This is a genomic window from Klebsiella sp. B345, from assembly GCF_051131735.1.
GTDB lineage: Bacteria > Pseudomonadota > Gammaproteobacteria > Enterobacterales > Enterobacteriaceae > Klebsiella.
This window is the reverse complement of record NZ_CP180443.1, coordinates 3,909,715-3,925,207: the sequence shown is the minus strand read 5'-3', so window position 1 is coordinate 3,925,207 and position 15,493 is coordinate 3,909,715. Positions and strand designations below refer to the sequence as shown.

At 55.6% G+C, this 15,493-nt stretch carries 13 protein-coding genes; 8 read left to right on the top strand and 5 right to left on the bottom strand.

What is annotated here, in order from left to right; translation table 11 throughout:
- Positions 1–242: 242 nt before the first annotated feature.
- The 4 genes from map (at position 243) to ACMYSO_RS18395 (ending at position 5,262) form a co-directional block, all read left to right on the top strand.
- Positions 243–1,037, top strand: a complete 795-nt coding sequence (gene map, locus ACMYSO_RS18410) for a type I methionyl aminopeptidase (protein WP_434666606.1) — start codon at positions 243–245, stop codon at positions 1,035–1,037.
- Positions 1,038–1,238: 201 nt separating this feature from the next.
- Complete coding sequence (glnD, locus tag ACMYSO_RS18405) at positions 1,239–3,902, top strand: bifunctional uridylyltransferase/uridylyl-removing protein GlnD (protein WP_434666603.1); 2,664 nt, start codon at positions 1,239–1,241, stop codon at positions 3,900–3,902.
- Positions 3,903–3,936: 34 nt separating this feature from the next.
- Positions 3,937–4,761 carry a 2,3,4,5-tetrahydropyridine-2,6-dicarboxylate N-succinyltransferase gene (dapD, locus tag ACMYSO_RS18400; protein ID WP_004872026.1) on the top strand — a complete coding sequence of 275 codons (825 nt, stop codon included), beginning with the start codon at positions 3,937–3,939 and terminating at the stop codon, positions 4,759–4,761.
- A 111-nt stretch (positions 4,762–4,872) separates the two neighbouring features.
- Positions 4,873–5,262 carry a DUF3461 family protein gene (locus ACMYSO_RS18395; RefSeq protein ID WP_004858100.1) on the top strand — a complete coding sequence of 130 codons (390 nt, stop codon included), beginning with the start codon at positions 4,873–4,875 and terminating at the stop codon, positions 5,260–5,262.
- 67 nt (positions 5,263–5,329) lie between these two features.
- On the opposite strand, the gene cdaR is transcribed toward ACMYSO_RS18395, so the two are convergent.
- The 3 genes from cdaR to dgt form a co-directional block, all read right to left on the bottom strand.
- A complete protein-coding gene (gene cdaR / locus ACMYSO_RS18390) occupies positions 5,330–6,487 on the bottom strand; it encodes a DNA-binding transcriptional regulator CdaR (protein WP_123757416.1) in 1,158 nt (385 codons plus the stop codon).
- A gap of 189 nt (positions 6,488–6,676) precedes the next feature.
- Entirely contained in the window at positions 6,677–8,116 is a 1,440-nt protein-coding gene (gene degP, locus ACMYSO_RS18385) for a serine endoprotease DegP (protein ID WP_434587046.1), read from the bottom strand.
- A gap of 134 nt (positions 8,117–8,250) precedes the next feature.
- Complete coding sequence (dgt, locus tag ACMYSO_RS18380; RefSeq protein WP_434666600.1) at positions 8,251–9,765, bottom strand: dGTPase; 1,515 nt, start codon at positions 9,763–9,765, stop codon at positions 8,251–8,253.
- An 84-nt stretch (positions 9,766–9,849) separates the two neighbouring features.
- Between dgt and mtnN the strand changes: the two genes are divergently transcribed.
- The 3 genes from mtnN to ACMYSO_RS18365 all read left to right on the top strand — a co-directional run bounded on the left by mtnN (position 9,850) and on the right by ACMYSO_RS18365 (position 12,095).
- A complete protein-coding gene (mtnN, locus tag ACMYSO_RS18375) occupies positions 9,850–10,548 on the top strand; it encodes a 5'-methylthioadenosine/S-adenosylhomocysteine nucleosidase (protein WP_434666599.1) in 699 nt (232 codons plus the stop codon).
- Positions 10,541–11,341: a vitamin B12 ABC transporter substrate-binding protein BtuF gene (gene btuF, locus ACMYSO_RS18370; RefSeq protein ID WP_434666596.1), complete on the top strand. Its 801-nt coding sequence runs from the start codon at positions 10,541–10,543 to the stop codon at positions 11,339–11,341. Before mtnN ends, btuF begins: the two co-directional genes overlap by 8 nt.
- 130 nt (positions 11,342–11,471) lie before the next feature.
- Positions 11,472–12,095 carry a TRIC cation channel family protein gene (locus ACMYSO_RS18365; RefSeq protein WP_123757421.1) on the top strand — a complete coding sequence of 208 codons (624 nt, stop codon included), beginning with the start codon at positions 11,472–11,474 and terminating at the stop codon, positions 12,093–12,095.
- A gap of 57 nt (positions 12,096–12,152) precedes the next feature.
- On the opposite strand, the gene erpA is transcribed toward ACMYSO_RS18365, so the two are convergent.
- A complete protein-coding gene (gene erpA, locus ACMYSO_RS18360; protein ID WP_123757422.1) occupies positions 12,153–12,497 on the bottom strand; it encodes an iron-sulfur cluster insertion protein ErpA in 345 nt (114 codons plus the stop codon).
- A gap of 81 nt (positions 12,498–12,578) precedes the next feature.
- Entirely contained in the window at positions 12,579–13,997 is a 1,419-nt protein-coding gene (clcA, locus tag ACMYSO_RS18355) for a H(+)/Cl(-) exchange transporter ClcA (protein ID WP_123757696.1), read from the bottom strand.
- Between the two features lie 178 nt (positions 13,998–14,175).
- Here clcA and hemL point away from each other — a divergent pair, with 178 nt between their 5' ends.
- Entirely contained in the window at positions 14,176–15,456 is a 1,281-nt protein-coding gene (hemL, locus tag ACMYSO_RS18350; protein ID WP_434666592.1) for a glutamate-1-semialdehyde 2,1-aminomutase, read from the top strand.
- Positions 15,457–15,493 lie beyond the last annotated feature (37 nt).

The following is a 15,493-nucleotide window of genomic DNA, read 5'->3' as shown; positions in this document are numbered from 1 at the left end:
GCCGATACGTGTGTGTTATTTACACAAAATGAGATTTGTCGCTTCAGTCCATCCTGTGTAGTTCGAATGGAACGGAAGTCCGGCGCGCTTTATACCACAAAACCCGGCCGGACACCAACTCTTGTTGACGTCACGTGCTGTTAATGATTCTCAATTTGGCACCAGGTCGCCCGGACTGTTAACATTGACAGGACTTACTCTATTATTGTCGAAAAAATCGGCGCAGCTGGACAGAATCCACCATGGCTATATCTATTAAAACACCTGAAGACATCGAAAAAATGCGCGTGGCCGGCCGCCTGGCCGCTGAAGTGCTGGAAATGATCGAACCTTACGTGAAACCGGGCGTCAGCACCGGCGAACTGGACCGTATCTGTAACGATTATATCGTCAACAACCAGCAAGCAATCTCAGCCTGCCTCGGCTACCACGGCTACCCGAAATCCGTGTGCATCTCTATTAATGAGGTCGTCTGTCACGGCATCCCTGATGACGAAAAACTGCTGAAAGACGGCGACATCGTCAACATTGATGTGACGGTGATTAAGGATGACTTCCACGGCGATACCTCGAAGATGTTTATCGTCGGGAAACCGACTATCCTCGGCGAGCGCCTGTGTCGCATCACCCAGGAGAGCCTGTATCTGGCCCTGAAAATGGTCAAGCCGGGAATTAACCTGCGCGCGATTGGCGCTGCTATCCAGAAATTCGTTGAGGCAGAAGGTTTCTCGGTCGTACGCGAATACTGCGGTCACGGCATCGGCCGCGGCTTCCATGAAGAGCCGCAGGTGCTGCACTACGACTCCCCGGAAACCAACGTGGTGCTCAAACCTGGTATGACCTTCACCATCGAGCCGATGGTCAACGCCGGCAAAAAAGAGATCCGCAGCATGAAAGACGGCTGGACGGTGAAAACCAAAGACCGGAGCTTGTCTGCGCAGTACGAGCATACTATTGTGGTGACAGAGAACGGCTGTGAGATTCTGACGTTACGCAAGGATGACACCATCCCGGCGATAATCTCGCACGACGCATAACGAAAAGCCGGCGCCCGCCGGCTTTTTTATGACAAGCGTCCTGCCGTCACCCTTTGGGCCGCCGCAGGCGACGTTAAAAATCGCTCCCGGCGTTTATTATGACGGGCGTCCTGCCCGTCACCCTTCGGGCCGCCGCAAGCGACGTTAAAAATCGCTCCCGGCGATTTTTTATGGGCGATAGTTTTTTCATATGGTGACGCAATGAGCAACCCTTTACCTGACACTGTCTCCCCTCCCCTTTCCGGTCAGCCGGCGAATCCCGGCAGTTGGCCACAGGCGGATTTACACTGTGCCGCCATCAAGGCACATCTTGATAGCTTCCAGCGCTGGCTGGGCGAGGCGTTTGATAGCGGCATCGCCGCCGAACAGCTGATCGAAGCGCGAACCGAATTTATCGACCAGTTGCTTCAGCGCCTGTGGGTTGATTACGGCTTTGGCCCGATCAATGACCTGGCGCTGGTAGCGGTTGGCGGATACGGTCGCGGCGAGCTGCATCCGCTCTCCGACGTTGACCTTCTGATCCTTAGCCGCAAAAAACTTGCCGATGACCAGGCACAGAAAGTGGGAGAACTGCTGACGCTGCTGTGGGACATCAAGCTGGAGGTTGGTCACAGCGTCCGTACGCTGGAAGAGTGTCTTCTGGAAGGGCTATCCGACCTCAGCGTTGCCACCAACCTGATTGAATCACGCCTGCTGATTGGCGACGTCGCCCTGTTCCTGGAACTCCAGAAACATATCTTCAGCGATGGCTTCTGGCCCTCGGAGAAGTTCTTTGCCGCCAAGGTCGAAGAGCAGCATATTCGCCATCAGCGTTATCATGGCACCAGCTATAACCTCGAGCCGGATGTGAAAAGCAGCCCCGGTGGGCTGCGCGATATTCACACGCTGCAGTGGGTTGCCCGTCGCCACTTTGGCGCCACCTCGCTGGATGAAATGGTCGGTTTTGGCTTTATTACTGAAGCGGAACGCAACGAGCTTAACGAATGCCTGCACCAGCTCTGGCGGATCCGTTTTGCTCTGCACCTGGAACTCACCCGCTACGACAACCGTCTGCTGTTTGACCGCCAGCTCAGCGTCGCCCGTCGCCTGCGCTACGAAGGCGAGGGAAACCAGCCGATCGAGTACATGATGAAGGATTTCTTCCGCGTCACCCGCCGGGTCGGCGAGCTGAATCACATGCTGCTCCAGCTGTTCGATGAAGCAATCCTCGCTCTCACGGAAGATGAAAAACCACGGCCCATCGATGATGATTTCCAGCTGCGCGGCACGCTTATCGATCTGCGCGACGACACGCTGTTTATCCGCGAGCCGCAGGCCATCCTACGCATGTTCTATATTATGGTGCGGAACAGCAACATCACCGGCATCTACTCCACAACCCTGCGCCACCTGCGCCACGCCCGGCGCCACCTGACGCAACCGCTGTGCTATATCCCGGAAGCGCGCAGTATTTTCCTCAGCATGCTGCGCCATCAGGGCGCTGTCAGCCGTGGGCTATTGCCGATGCATCGCCACAGCGTACTGTGGGCCTACATGCCGCAGTGGTCGCATATTGTCGGCCAGATGCAGTTTGACCTGTTCCATGCCTATACCGTCGATGAGCATACGATCCGCGTGCTGCTGAAGCTGGAAAGTTTCGCCAAAGAAGAGACCCGTAGTCGCCATCCACTGTGCGTGGAGCTGTGGCCTCGCCTGACCCACCCGGAGCTGATTCTGATTGCGGCGCTGTTCCATGACATTGCCAAAGGCCGTGGGGGCGATCACTCGGTGCTCGGCGCGCAGGACGTACTGAAATTTGCCGAGCTGCACGGGCTCAACTCCAGAGAGACCCAACTGGTCGCCTGGCTGGTACGCCATCATCTTCTGATGTCGGTCACCGCACAGCGCCGCGATATTCAGGATCCCGAAGTCATCAAGCAGTTTGCCGAAGAGGTACAAACGGAAAACCGCCTGCGCTACCTGGTGTGTCTGACCGTCGCCGATATCTGCGCAACCAACGAAACCCTGTGGAACAGCTGGAAACAGAGCCTGCTGCGCGAGCTTTACTTCGCAACGGAAAAACAACTGCGCCGGGGTATGCAAAGCACGCCGGATATGCGCGAGCGGGTTCGCCATCATCAGCTACAGGCGCTGGCGCTCCTGCGGATGGAAAACATCAACGAAGAGGCGCTGCATCAAATCTGGAACCGCTGTCGCGCCAACTACTTCGTTCGCCATACGCCAAACCAGCTTGCCTGGCACGCCCGCAATTTGCTCAAGCACGATCTCAGTAAGCCGATGATCCTGCTCAGCTCGCAGGCTACCCGCGGCGGAACGGAGATCTTTATCTGGAGCCCGGACCGGCCTTATCTTTTTGCCGCCGTCTGCGGCGAGCTGGATCGCCGCAACCTGAGCGTCCACGATGCGCAGGTCTTTACCACCCGTGACGGGATGGCGATGGACACCTTCATCGTCCTGGAGCCGGACGGCAGCCCGCTTTCTGCCGATCGCCATGAGATGATTCGGCTTGGCCTCGAACAGACCATCACCCAACGCAGCTGGCAGCCACCGGCGCCACGCCGACAGGCCGCAAAACTGCGTCATTTCTCCGTGGCCACCGAAGTCAATTTCTTGCCAACGCACACCGACAGAAAATCGTTCCTTGAACTGATTGCTCTCGATCAGCCCGGACTGCTGGCGCGCGTCGGTCAGGTGTTCGCTGACCTCAATATTTCACTCCATGGGGCCAGAATTACGACAATTGGTGAGCGAGTAGAAGATTTATTTATAATCGCGACGGCAGACCGGCGTGGGCTTAATAATGAGCTACAACAAGAAGTACAACAACGGTTGACAGAGGCCCTCAATCCAAACGATAAAGGGTGACGAACTTTTAATGTGTAAAGAGAAAGAGTAAACAATGCAGCAATTACAGAATGTTATTGAGTCCGCCTTTGAGCGTCGCGCCGACATCACGCCGGCAAATGTGGATACCGTAACCCGCGAAGCGGTTAACCAGGTGATTTCTCTGCTTGATTCCGGCGCGCTGCGTGTCGCTGAAAAAATCGATGGCCAGTGGGTCACCCATCAATGGCTGAAGAAAGCGGTTCTGCTCTCTTTCCGTATTAACGATAACCAGGTTATCGACGGTGCGGAAAGCCGCTACTTCGATAAAGTACCGATGAAATTCGCTGACTATGACGAAGCGCGTTTCCAGAAAGAAGGTTTCCGTGTGGTACCACCGGCCGCGGTGCGTCAGGGTGCATTCATTGCCCGCAACACCGTCCTGATGCCGTCCTACGTTAACATCGGCGCCTACGTTGATGAAGGCTCCATGGTTGATACCTGGGCAACCGTAGGTTCCTGCGCGCAGATTGGTAAAAACGTTCACCTGTCCGGCGGCGTCGGCATCGGTGGTGTTCTGGAGCCGCTGCAGGCTAACCCAACCATCATCGAAGATAACTGCTTCATCGGCGCACGCTCTGAAGTAGTTGAAGGCGTGATCGTCGAAGAAGGCTCTGTCATCTCCATGGGTGTATACCTGGGTCAGAGCACCAAAATTTACGATCGCGAAACCGGCGAAGTGTTCTACGGTCGCGTTCCGGCGGGTTCCGTGGTGGTTTCTGGCAACCTGCCGTCGAAAGATGGCAAATACAGCCTGTACTGCGCGGTGATTGTGAAGAAAGTCGATGCGAAGACCCGCGGCAAGGTCGGTATCAACGAACTACTGCGTACCATCGACTAAGTGAATCGTTTAAAAAGCGGGGGCAACCCCGCTTTTTTTGTATCTGCCGCTGGCGAAAAGACATTTTATCGTTAATTATTCAAAGGTTATGTTTAATTCAAGGATACCGCTATGTACGACAATCTGAAAAGTTTGGGCATTACCAATCCTGATGAAATAGATCGTTACAGCCTCCGGCAAGAAGCCAACAACGACATCCTGAAAATCTATTTTCAGAAGGACAAAGGCGAATTCTTCGCTAAAAGCGTTAAGTTTAAATACCCGCGTCAGCGTAAAACCGTGGTCGCCGATGGCGTCGGCCAGGGGTATAAAGAAGTCCAGGAAATCAGCCCGAACCTGCGCTACGTGATTGATGAGCTGGACCAAATCTGCCAGCGCGATCGCACCGAAGTCGATCTTAAGCGCAAGATCCTCGACGATCTGCGTCACCTGGAAAGCGTCGTTACCCATAAGATCAGCGAAATTGAAGCCGATCTGGAAAAACTGACCCGCAACAAATAACGCCTTCCGCTCCCCGGCCGGTCATGCCCGCCGGGGCAATTCCAATGACAACCAGGCCGATTATCGTCTAGCGCTGCTCATCCAGCTGCAGCGAAATATACAGCAGCAGGCGGTCGTCGAAGTTTCCCAGATCCAGTCCGGTCAGCTCCGAAATACGGTTAAGCCGATATTCCAGGGTATTACGATGAATAAACAGCGCCTTCGAGGTCGCCAGCGGTTGCACGTTGTGGCGAAACCACGCCTGCAGCGTCCGGCGCAGCAGACCGTTGTTATCCATTGCCTTCAGCCGGACCAGCGGGCGGGCCAGTTCATTGGCCTGCCAGCCGCCGCGCAGGCTATCAAGCAACACCGGCAGCATCAAATCCTGATAAAAATAGCTGCGGCTTTCAGGCATCCGCTGCTTGCCGACCATCATGGTGGTACGGGCGGTACGGTACGAACGGGCAATACTACCGGGACCGGTAAAAAAGTTACCCAGCGCGACGCGAAACCGCAGCTGCCCGTTCTCTTTCATCCTGGCGATAAGCTGCTCAACCCGCTTGCCATGATCGTCTGCGTCCCAGCGGCCAAAAGCATTGAGCGCCGGCTTCAGAACCACCATCTCCGTCAAAGAGACGATAGCGACCAGATTGTTACGATCGGGGGTGGTCAGCGCGGTCTGGAGCTGCTGCAGTTCGGCCATGGCGCTGTCGACGCCAAGCTGGCCGCTGTCCACTTCAATCATCGCGACAACCCGCGGCTGGTTCAGATCGATCCCCAAACGCTGGGCCCACTCCGTTAGCGCCGGCGTATTCTCTTCCGCCTGGATCAGGTTCATCACCAGCTCTTCACGCAGACGGCTGTCCTGAGCCAGCAGGTGCATCAGCCGCGACTGCTCAAGCATCATCTCGGCGGTCATGCACACCAGTTCACCATACTTACGCAGCGTTTCTGGTTCGCCGGTCAGGCCAATCACCCCGACAATCTCCCCTTCCAGACGCAATGGCAGGTTGATCCCCTGACGGACACCGTGCAGATGGCGGGCAACCGCATCATCAATATCCACCACTCGCCCCTGAGAGAGCACCAGCAGCGCACCTTCGTGCAATTCCCCAATTCGCTCACGATCGCCGCTGCCGATAATCCGCCCACGGGCATCCATTACGTTGATATTGGTATCAATGATGCGCATCGTGCGTGCCACAATATCCTGCGCCATTTTGGTATCAAGATGCCAGCCAGCCATGTAACCCTCCCGTAAGCAGGGCTCCAGCATAAAAGAGTTCAGTGTGCCTCGCATTGTGCATATGCATAAAGCAGGACGGAGAAGTGTGGAGTTGCGGGTGGGGTCACAGAATGAAAACGCAGGGTAAATGCGGGCAAAAAAAAGCCCCTTCCCTCAACGAGGAGAAGGGGCAGATTTCACGGTGAACGATTACTGCATCAGCAGATAGATCGTCGCGTCGCCGCGTTGGATATTCAGCGCCAGCACCGAAGGTTTGGCATCGAAGATTTTGCGCAGGTCGGCAATATTTTTCACCGGCTGCTGGTTAGCGCCGACGATAATGTCACCTTTCTTGAGGCCAATTTGTGCCGCCGGAGTCCCCGCCTTCACGTTATTGACCGTCACACCTTTATCCTGACCTTTGTTGCTCATTTCCGCACCTTCAATACCGTTGAAGATGCTGCTGGAGTCAACCTGAGTCTGATTGCTCTGCTGCAGCTCGACGGTGACGTTCACCGGCTTGCCATCGCGTACCAGGCCCAGTTGGACCTTGCTACCAATCGGCATCGTACCGACCTGAGCACGCAGAGCGGCGAAGCTGCTGATCGGTTTACCGTTCAGCGAGGTAATCACATCACCCGCTTTAATGCCGGCTTTCGCTGCAGCAGATCCTGGCATCACCTGGCTGACGAACGCCCCGCGCTGCGCGTCAACTTTCATCGCTTTCGCCAGTTCAGAGTTCAGCTCGGTGCCCATGATACCCAGCTCACCGCGTTTCACCTGGCCATACTTGACCATCTGCTCGGTCAGGTTTTTCACCATGTTGCTTGGGATGGCGAAACCGATACCGATGTTGCCGCCGTCCGGTGCCAGGATCGCAGTGTTAATGCCGATCAGCTCGCCGTTCAGGTTAACCAGCGCCCCGCCGGAGTTACCGCGGTTGATGGCGGCATCAGTCTGGATAAAGTTTTCGTAGTTTTCGACGTTAAGTCCGCTACGGCCAAGCGCAGAAACAATACCCGAGGTCACCGTTTCTCCGAGGCCAAACGGGTTACCGATCGCGACGGTGTAATCACCCACGCGCAGCGCATCGGAGTCTGCCAGCTTGATCGCCGTCAGGTCCTTCGGATCCTGAATCTGGATCAGCGCGATATCGGAACGCGGATCTTTACCAACGACTTTCGCATCAAACTTACGGCCATCGCTCAGCTGTACTTTGATGGTGGTGGCATTGTCGACAACGTGGTTGTTGGTCACGACATAGCCTTTCGCCGCGTCGATAATGACCCCGGAACCTAACGCCATAAATTTCTGCTGCTGACCGCCGTCACCCTGCGCTCCGCCGCCCTGTCCACCACCCTGACAGAATGGTGAACTCTGGAACGGCGAACCATCCTGGCAGAACGGCGAATTATCACCGAAGAACTGCTGGAAGTTACGCGGCATCCGCGGGGTATTTACCGTCGTGCTGCCCTCAACATTAATGCTCACTACCGACGGCATTACTTTTTCCAGCATAGGCGCCAGACTCGGCATCTGCTGCGCGTTGGGGGCTGAAGAGGACGTTTCTGCCGCGCTCGCAGAGAGCGGGGATAACGCCAGACCTAAACTCAGAGCCAGTGCACTCATTGCTAACGTGGTTTTTTTCATCATGTCTCAATCTCGATTTTGGATAACGCAATTGCTATGTAAGTGACTATCAGAGTCATTTTATCGCGCTAAGTTCCGGAATTAAGCGTCGGCAAAAAGTAAAAATTTATTGTCCGTCTTTACAAAACCTGTACCTATTCTACCGCCATTAAGCGGCGATATTCATCCCACGCATACAAGTCCGTCATGCCGCTGATATAGTCCTGAATCAGCCGGCAGCGATAATAATATTCCATTATTGGAAAGGCCTCATCATCGCGAGAAATCTTATTCACCGCCTCAACATAGGCCAGTCGATGACGCGTCGAAAGTTTCTGAAACAAGCGTGAAGCAATGGGGAAAATTCTTACCCGCTCTTTTTCCACTAATAAACTAAAGTCTTCCAGTGACAAATTGAGCAACGGTGCATAGATATCCAGAAGTCCGCTAATAACACGATAGCCCTGCAATTCAAGCTGCTCAACATCCTGATGACTAAACACATGTTTTATAGCAACATTTTTATATAACTCTAACAGCTGGCTACAATCGCTATCATCTTCAAGCAACGCATGATTAAAATCACCGGTAAAGATCTTCGGTAAATTATCGATAAACCGCCGCGCCGCATAGGGCACCAGTTTATTCAGCGTATTGACCCGCAAATACATAAAGAACTGATCTTCAGTGCTTCGACTGAGGGAATTTGAGCGCGATTTCTCCCATGCATTTTCCACCACCTGCGAAAACAGCGAGCCTTTTTCATGCTGGCCCCATGCCTCGTACAGCAGCTGATAAAGCTGTTCGACGCTGAAAATTCGTTTTTCTACTGCATCTTCAAGATCGGCCACGCAATATGAAATATCGTCCGCGGCTTCCATAATCCATGTTAATGGAAAGCGATTGTAAGGTGCCAGATCAAGTTCTTTACGTAACCGCGCAATATAGCCCTCTTCGGCTAAATAATAACCAGGTTTTTTCATTAAATAACTGTGGCTGTCGGGCAGTTCACCGCGCCACCACGCCGGTCGCGTGTACTTTAAAATGCAGCCAACCTGCGCCCAGGTCAGATTCATACGCATTAGCGTATGGACCAAACGAATACCCTGGGCGTTTCCCTCAAACCAGCACAGATCCTGGCGAACTTTGCTCCGCAGCGTATTCAGTTCCGTCTGCCCCACCTGCAAACGCAGTGCTTCAACCGTGCAACGATCCTGCGCTAACGGTTCTCCCGCCGCGTCATCGGGCACAAGCCGCTGTCCAAACCAGTCATTAATTGCCGCTTCGCCAAAATGGCCAAACGGCGGGTTGCCGATGTCGTGCATGAGACAGGCCATCTCGACGACGCTCTCAAACGGCCCGGTCAGCTCATCCAGCCCGTAGCTTTCCAGCAGGTGCTGCTCTTTCAGCCGACTCAGGATCTCTTTGGCGATATAGCGGCCAACCTGCTGAACTTCAAGGGAGTGGGTTAAACGAGTGCGCACCGCTGCATTACGTTCAAGCGGAAAAACCTGCGTTTTTTGCTGCAGACGGCGGATCGCCGGCGAGTTAATAATCCGCCCGCGGTCGCTTTCAAAGATGCGCAGAATTTCACGTTCCGTTTCGACGCCCTGCGGTGAGCGGTAGCGTCGACGCCAGTTAATCTTGTTGCGAAAATCAATTTTTGCCATGGCCTCTCCCGCGCGAGCAATAACGTTTCCTTCTGAGTGCATGATAGACTATGCAACTAAACCTGACACATCGCGAGTAAATCTATGAAAATCGGCATTATTGGCGCTATGGAAGAAGAAGTTACCCTTCTGCGCGACAAAATCGAAAACCGCCAGACCCTGACACTGGGCGGCAGCGAAATCTACACCGGTCAGCTGAACGGCACCGAGGTTGCGCTGTTAAAATCAGGCATTGGCAAAGTGGCAGCCGCCATGGGTGCCGCGCTGTTGCTGGAAATTTGTAAGCCAGACGTCATCATCAACACCGGTTCTGCAGGCGGTCTCGCGCCAACGCTGAAAGTGGGTGATATCGTCATCTCCGACGAAACCCGCTACCACGATGCCGACGTCACTGCATTTGGCTACGAATATGGCCAGCTACCGGGCTGTCCGGCCGGCTTTAAAGCAGACGATAAGCTCATCGCCGCCGCGCAGACCTGCATCGAAGCACTGAACCTTAATGCGGTACGCGGCCTGATTGTCAGCGGAGACGCCTTCATTAACGGTTCCGTCGGGCTGGCGAAAATTCGTCACAACTTCCCGCAGGCCGTCGCGGTCGAGATGGAAGCCACCGCCATTGCACATGTCTGCCATAACTTCGGCGTACCCTTTGTGGTCGTGCGTGCCATTTCCGATGTCGCCGACCAGCAGTCACATCTGAGTTTCGATGAGTTCCTGGCCGTCGCCGCGAAACAGTCCACCCTGATGGTGGAAAAACTGGTGCAGAACCTGGCACGTGGCTAAGTCGCTCACCCTGGCGCTTAGCGCCCTGCTGTTGCTTGTCCCGGCGTGGCTCCTCGCCGCGCCGCGGGTCATCACGCTGTCACCATCTAATACCGAGCTGGCCTTTGCTGCCGGGATCACCCCGGTTGCCGTCAGCAGCTATTCCGATTATCCACCGCAGGCCAGCGCTATCGAACAGGTTGCCAGCTGGCAGGGGATGAATCTGGAACGGATCGTCGCGCTGAAGCCCGATCTGGTCCTCGCCTGGCGCGGCGGCAACGCGGAACGGCAGGTGAATCAGCTGCAAGCGTTAGGCATCAAAGTGCTGTGGGTCAATACCTCGACGATCGAAGAGATAATCGCAACGATCCGCCAGCTGGCGCAGTGGAGCCCGCAGCCGGAAAAAGCCCGTGAAGCCGCCCGGCAAATGCAGGAAGACTACGAGGCCCTCAAAACGCGCTACGCCAACACGCCGAAGAAGCGCGTCTTCATGCAGTTTGGCTCCAACCCGCTGTTTACCAGCAGCCGGGGCTCCATTCAGGATCAGGTCCTGACCCTCTGCGGTGGTGAGAATATTTTCGCCTCCAGTACCGTCCCCTGGCCACAGGTCAGTCGCGAACAGGTTCTGGCAAGGCAGCCCCAGGCGATTGTTATCGCCGGTGACGACAGCCGTCTCCCCGACGTCGAGCGTTACTGGCATAATCAGTTAAAAATTACCCCAATTGCAGTGCATGGCGACTGGTTTGAACGCGCAAGCCCGCGTATTATCCTCGCCGCTAAACAGCTCTGCACTGCGCTCGAACAGGTCAAATAGCACCGTTTACGCAGTACAACAGCGTCATCCCGGCAGCATTACGCCTTATCGGTACGGTAGGCGGACGCCGCCGGATTCACCATGATGAATAAAATAGCCTAAGGAACCGGGCGCGAAACGAGAACTGACGATGCTTGTCTATTGGCTGGATATTATTGGCACCGCCGTATTTGCAATCTCGGGCGTACTGCTGGCCGGTAAACTCCGTATGGACCCTTTTGGCGTGCTGGTGCTCGGCGTGGTGACCGCCGTGGGTGGCGGCACAATTCGTGATATGGCCCTCGCCAACGGCCCGGTATTCTGGGTCAAAGACCCCACCGACCTGGTGGTCGCTATGGTCACCAGCATGATGACTATTTTGCTGGTCCGTCAGCCGCGCCGCCTGCCGAAATGGATCCTGCCGGTGCTGGATGCCGTTGGCCTGGCGGTGTTTGTGGGCATTGGCGTGAATAAGGCCTTTCTGGCGCACAGTGGCCCGCTGGTGGCGATCTGTATGGGCGTGGTTACCGGCGTGGGCGGGGGGATCATTCGCGACGTGCTGGCCCGCGAAATTCCCATGATTCTACGTACGGAAATCTATGCCACGGCCTGTATTGCTGGTGGGATCGTTCATGCTACCGCTTATGATACGTTTCATGTTCCGCTGGAAAACGCAGCGATGATGGGGATGGGCGTCACGTTGATCATTCGCCTTGCTGCTATCCGCTGGCACCTGAAGCTGCCGACATTTGCTCTCGACGAGAACGGACGATAAACGCGAACATTCTCCCCCGGCAGCAACCTGTGCCGGGGCGAGAATCAGACGCCGGGATCAGACGCTGAATGAAGACCCGCAGCCGCAGGTGCTTTTGGCATTTGGGTTGGTCACGATAAACCGCGAGCCTTCCAGACCTTCAGTGTAATCGACGGCGCCACCGACCAGATACTGCAGGCTCATCGGATCGACCACCAGGCCAACGCCCTGTTTTTCAATGGTCATATCACCTTCGTTAACCTGATCGTCAAAGGTGAAGCCGTACTGGAAACCACTGCAACCGCCACCGGTGATATAAACACGCAGCTTCAGGTTCGGGTTGTCTTCATCGGCAATCAGGAATTTTACTTTTTTGGCTGCGGCTTCAGTAAACTCCAGCGGCAACGCGATGTCATCACTCATTTTATGCTCCCATTGATACTTCTGGTCGGTTAAAGAATAACCCGACCTTTTGAGCCATTATCTAATACCCTGGTAAATCGTTCAAGTATTCTCCCCGGCAACCTGCTGCGCTTTCGCCGCTTGCTCCGCGGCCTGCTTTTCCAGGGTTCGTTCAAGGATAGTGGAATACAAAGGCTTACCACCAAGGAATTGCGCCAGTAGTGTTGCGCCAAGACAGGTAATAATCATTGGCAAAATGAGCTGATAGTTATCCGTCATCTCCAGCACCAGCACGATGCCGGTCAGCGGCGCACGAATGGAAGCCGCCAGCAGCGCGCCCATACCGGCAATCGCAAAGGTCCCGGCATCCAGATGATAGGCCGGCAGCAGCGGCGTAACCGCCATACCGAAGGCTGTTCCCAACAGAGTCCCCAACGCCAGCATCGGCGCAAAAATACCGCCAGGAGCGCCGGAGGAGAAGCACAGCAACGTGGTAATCACGCGGGCAACAAAGATAAATAACAGCAGGCCAACGGAGAAATTACCCGCCGCGGCGATAGGAATCAGGTTAAATCCGCCTCCCGACGCCGCCGGCTGAATCAGGCCGAGCACGCCGCACAGCCCACCGATGGCGCCACCGATCAGCACCCATTTTTTCGTGTCGCCGCCATGGAAGCGCTGGAACATATCCTGGGTACTCAACACCAGACGGTTAAACAGCGGCCCGATGCAGCCAAAAATCATCCCCAGAATCAGGTACAGCCACAGGGTATTGACCGGCGCATCACTCAGCTTGCCGACTTCGATGAGCGCCGACTCGCCATTAAACACCCGAAATACGATGCTCGACATAATCACGCCGGTAAAGACGGCTTTAATCGAAATCAGGTTATAGCGGAACTGCGGGCGCATCTCTTCAATAATGAACAGGATCCCCGCTAGCGGCGCGTTAAAGGCGGCGGACAAACCTGCCGCGGCCCCGGTTGCCAACAGCGTATGGCGAGCTTCGGGACTGCGCATGCGGAAGATATCCAGCACCATTCGCCCGACGTTACCGCCCAGCTGTACCGTCGGCCCTTCGCGACCCAGAACCATCCCGGCGCCCAGGGTTCCCATGCCGCCGATAAATTTGACCGGCAGCACGCGCCACCAGCGGACCGGACGCAGCTCTTCCAGCGCCCCTTCGATCTCCGGAATCCCGGAGCCTCCCGCTTCCGGCGCGAAACGCCGCACCAGGAAATAGCCGACCATGGCCAACAGAGCCGAAAAAATAAAGGCCAGCGGCCAAATCAGAAACCAATGATCGGCAACCTGCACCAGGGTACCGATACGCATGTTCTGCACCCAGGTGACGCTCTTTTCAAACGCGACCCCCACCAGCCCTGCCAGGGTTCCGACCACCGCGGCCATCAATAATACGGCCAGCGGCGTCTTGTCACGCTGAACTAATCGACGGACCATATCGCCACGACGCAAGCGCACGATTTGTTTTGCTTCAAAAGTTGAGGCTGCTAGTTTCATACTCTTATCGTCAATAGTCATACAAATACGAGGTGGATATTTTAGCCTTCCGCACGTCTCGCGTCGCGGAAAAATTTCATCGGCTGCGCTTTGTTTCAATTGGGCAAAACTTTCATAACTATCCTGGAATAACTTAGAATAACCAGCAAAACATTTATCACGAACCAGGATCATCGCAATGAGCAAATCTGAAACACTCTATAGCGCCGCACGTGAACTCATCCCCGGCGGCGTGAACTCGCCGGTACGCGCCTTTAGCGGCGTTGGTGGCACCCCGCTGTTTATCGAACGCGCTGACGGCGCCAGACTGTATGATGTCGATGGTAAAGCTTATATCGATTATGTCGGCTCCTGGGGACCGATGGTGCTGGGCCACAACCATCCGGCGATTCGCAACGCGGTAATTGAAGCGGCAGAACGCGGCCTGAGCTTCGGCGCCCCGACCGAGATGGAAGTCAAAATGGCGGAGCTGGTGACGGAACTGGTCCCGACCATGGATATGGTGCGTATGGTGAACTCCGGCACCGAAGCGACAATGAGCGCTATTCGCCTGGCCCGTGGTTTTACCGGTCGCGATAAGATCATCAAATTTGAAGGCTGCTACCACGGCCACGCCGACTGCCTGCTGGTTAAAGCGGGATCTGGCGCCCTGACGCTGGGTCAGCCGAACTCTCCAGGCGTACCGGCCGATTTCGCCAAACATACCCTGACCTGTACCTACAACGATCTGGCATCCGTGCGCACAGCGTTCGAGCAGTATCCGCAAGAGATTGCCTGCATTATCGTGGAGCCGGTTGCCGGCAACATGAACTGCATCCCGCCGCTGCCTGAGTTCCTGCCGGGCCTGCGCGCACTATGCGATGAATTTGGCGCGCTGCTGATTATCGATGAAGTGATGACCGGCTTCCGCGTCGCACTGGCGGGAGCGCAGTCGTACTACAACGTAGTGCCTGACCTGACCTGCCTGGGCAAAATCATCGGTGGCGGCATGCCGGTCGGCGCATTTGGCGGCCGCCGCGACGTCATGGATGCCCTGGCCCCGACCGGCCCGGTTTATCAGGCCGGGACCCTCTCCGGTAACCCAATTGCCATGGCCGCCGGCTTTGCCTGCTTAAGCGAAGTGGCGCAGCCGGGCGTTCACGAAACGCTGACGGATTTGACCAACCAGCTGGCACAAGGACTGCTGGATGCGGCTCGCGACGCGGGTATTCCGCTGGTGGTCAACAACGTAGGCGGGATGTTCGGCATCTTCTTCACCGATGCCGAAACGGTCACCAGCTATCAGGATGTGCTGAAATGCGACGTTGAGCGCTTTAAGCGTTTCTTCCATCTGATGCTGGAAGAAGGGGTCTATCTGGCGCCGTCGGCGTTTGAAGCGGGCTTTATGTCCGTGGCTCACAGCGTCGAAGATATCAACGATACCATCGCCGCCGCACGCCGCGCCTTCGCGCAGCTGTAATCGTGTTTTATCCCCGGCGCACGAAACCCGGCGCCGG

Bases quoted from the DNA above. Each gene is read 5' to 3' on its own strand.
- map (WP_434666606.1), top strand. From the start codon at position 243: ATGGCTATATCTATTAAAACACCTGAAGACATCGAAAAAATGCGCGTG.
- glnD (WP_434666603.1), top strand. From the start codon at position 1,239: ATGAGCAACCCTTTACCTGACACTGTCTCCCCTCCCCTTTCCGGTCAG.
- dapD (WP_004872026.1), top strand. From the start codon at position 3,937: ATGCAGCAATTACAGAATGTTATTGAGTCCGCCTTTGAGCGTCGCGCC.
- ACMYSO_RS18395 (WP_004858100.1), top strand. From the start codon at position 4,873: ATGTACGACAATCTGAAAAGTTTGGGCATTACCAATCCTGATGAAATA.
- cdaR (WP_123757416.1), bottom strand. From the start codon at position 6,487: ATGGCTGGCTGGCATCTTGATACCAAAATGGCGCAGGATATTGTGGCA.
- degP (WP_434587046.1), bottom strand. From the start codon at position 8,116: ATGAAAAAAACCACGTTAGCAATGAGTGCACTGGCTCTGAGTTTAGGT.
- dgt (WP_434666600.1), bottom strand. From the start codon at position 9,765: ATGGCAAAAATTGATTTTCGCAACAAGATTAACTGGCGTCGACGCTAC.
- mtnN (WP_434666599.1), top strand. From the start codon at position 9,850: ATGAAAATCGGCATTATTGGCGCTATGGAAGAAGAAGTTACCCTTCTG.
- ACMYSO_RS18365 (WP_123757421.1), top strand. From the start codon at position 11,472: ATGCTTGTCTATTGGCTGGATATTATTGGCACCGCCGTATTTGCAATC.
- erpA (WP_123757422.1), bottom strand. From the start codon at position 12,497: ATGAGTGATGACATCGCGTTGCCGCTGGAGTTTACTGAAGCCGCAGCC.
- clcA (WP_123757696.1), bottom strand. From the start codon at position 13,997: ATGAAACTAGCAGCCTCAACTTTTGAAGCAAAACAAATCGTGCGCTTG.
- hemL (WP_434666592.1), top strand. From the start codon at position 14,176: ATGAGCAAATCTGAAACACTCTATAGCGCCGCACGTGAACTCATCCCC.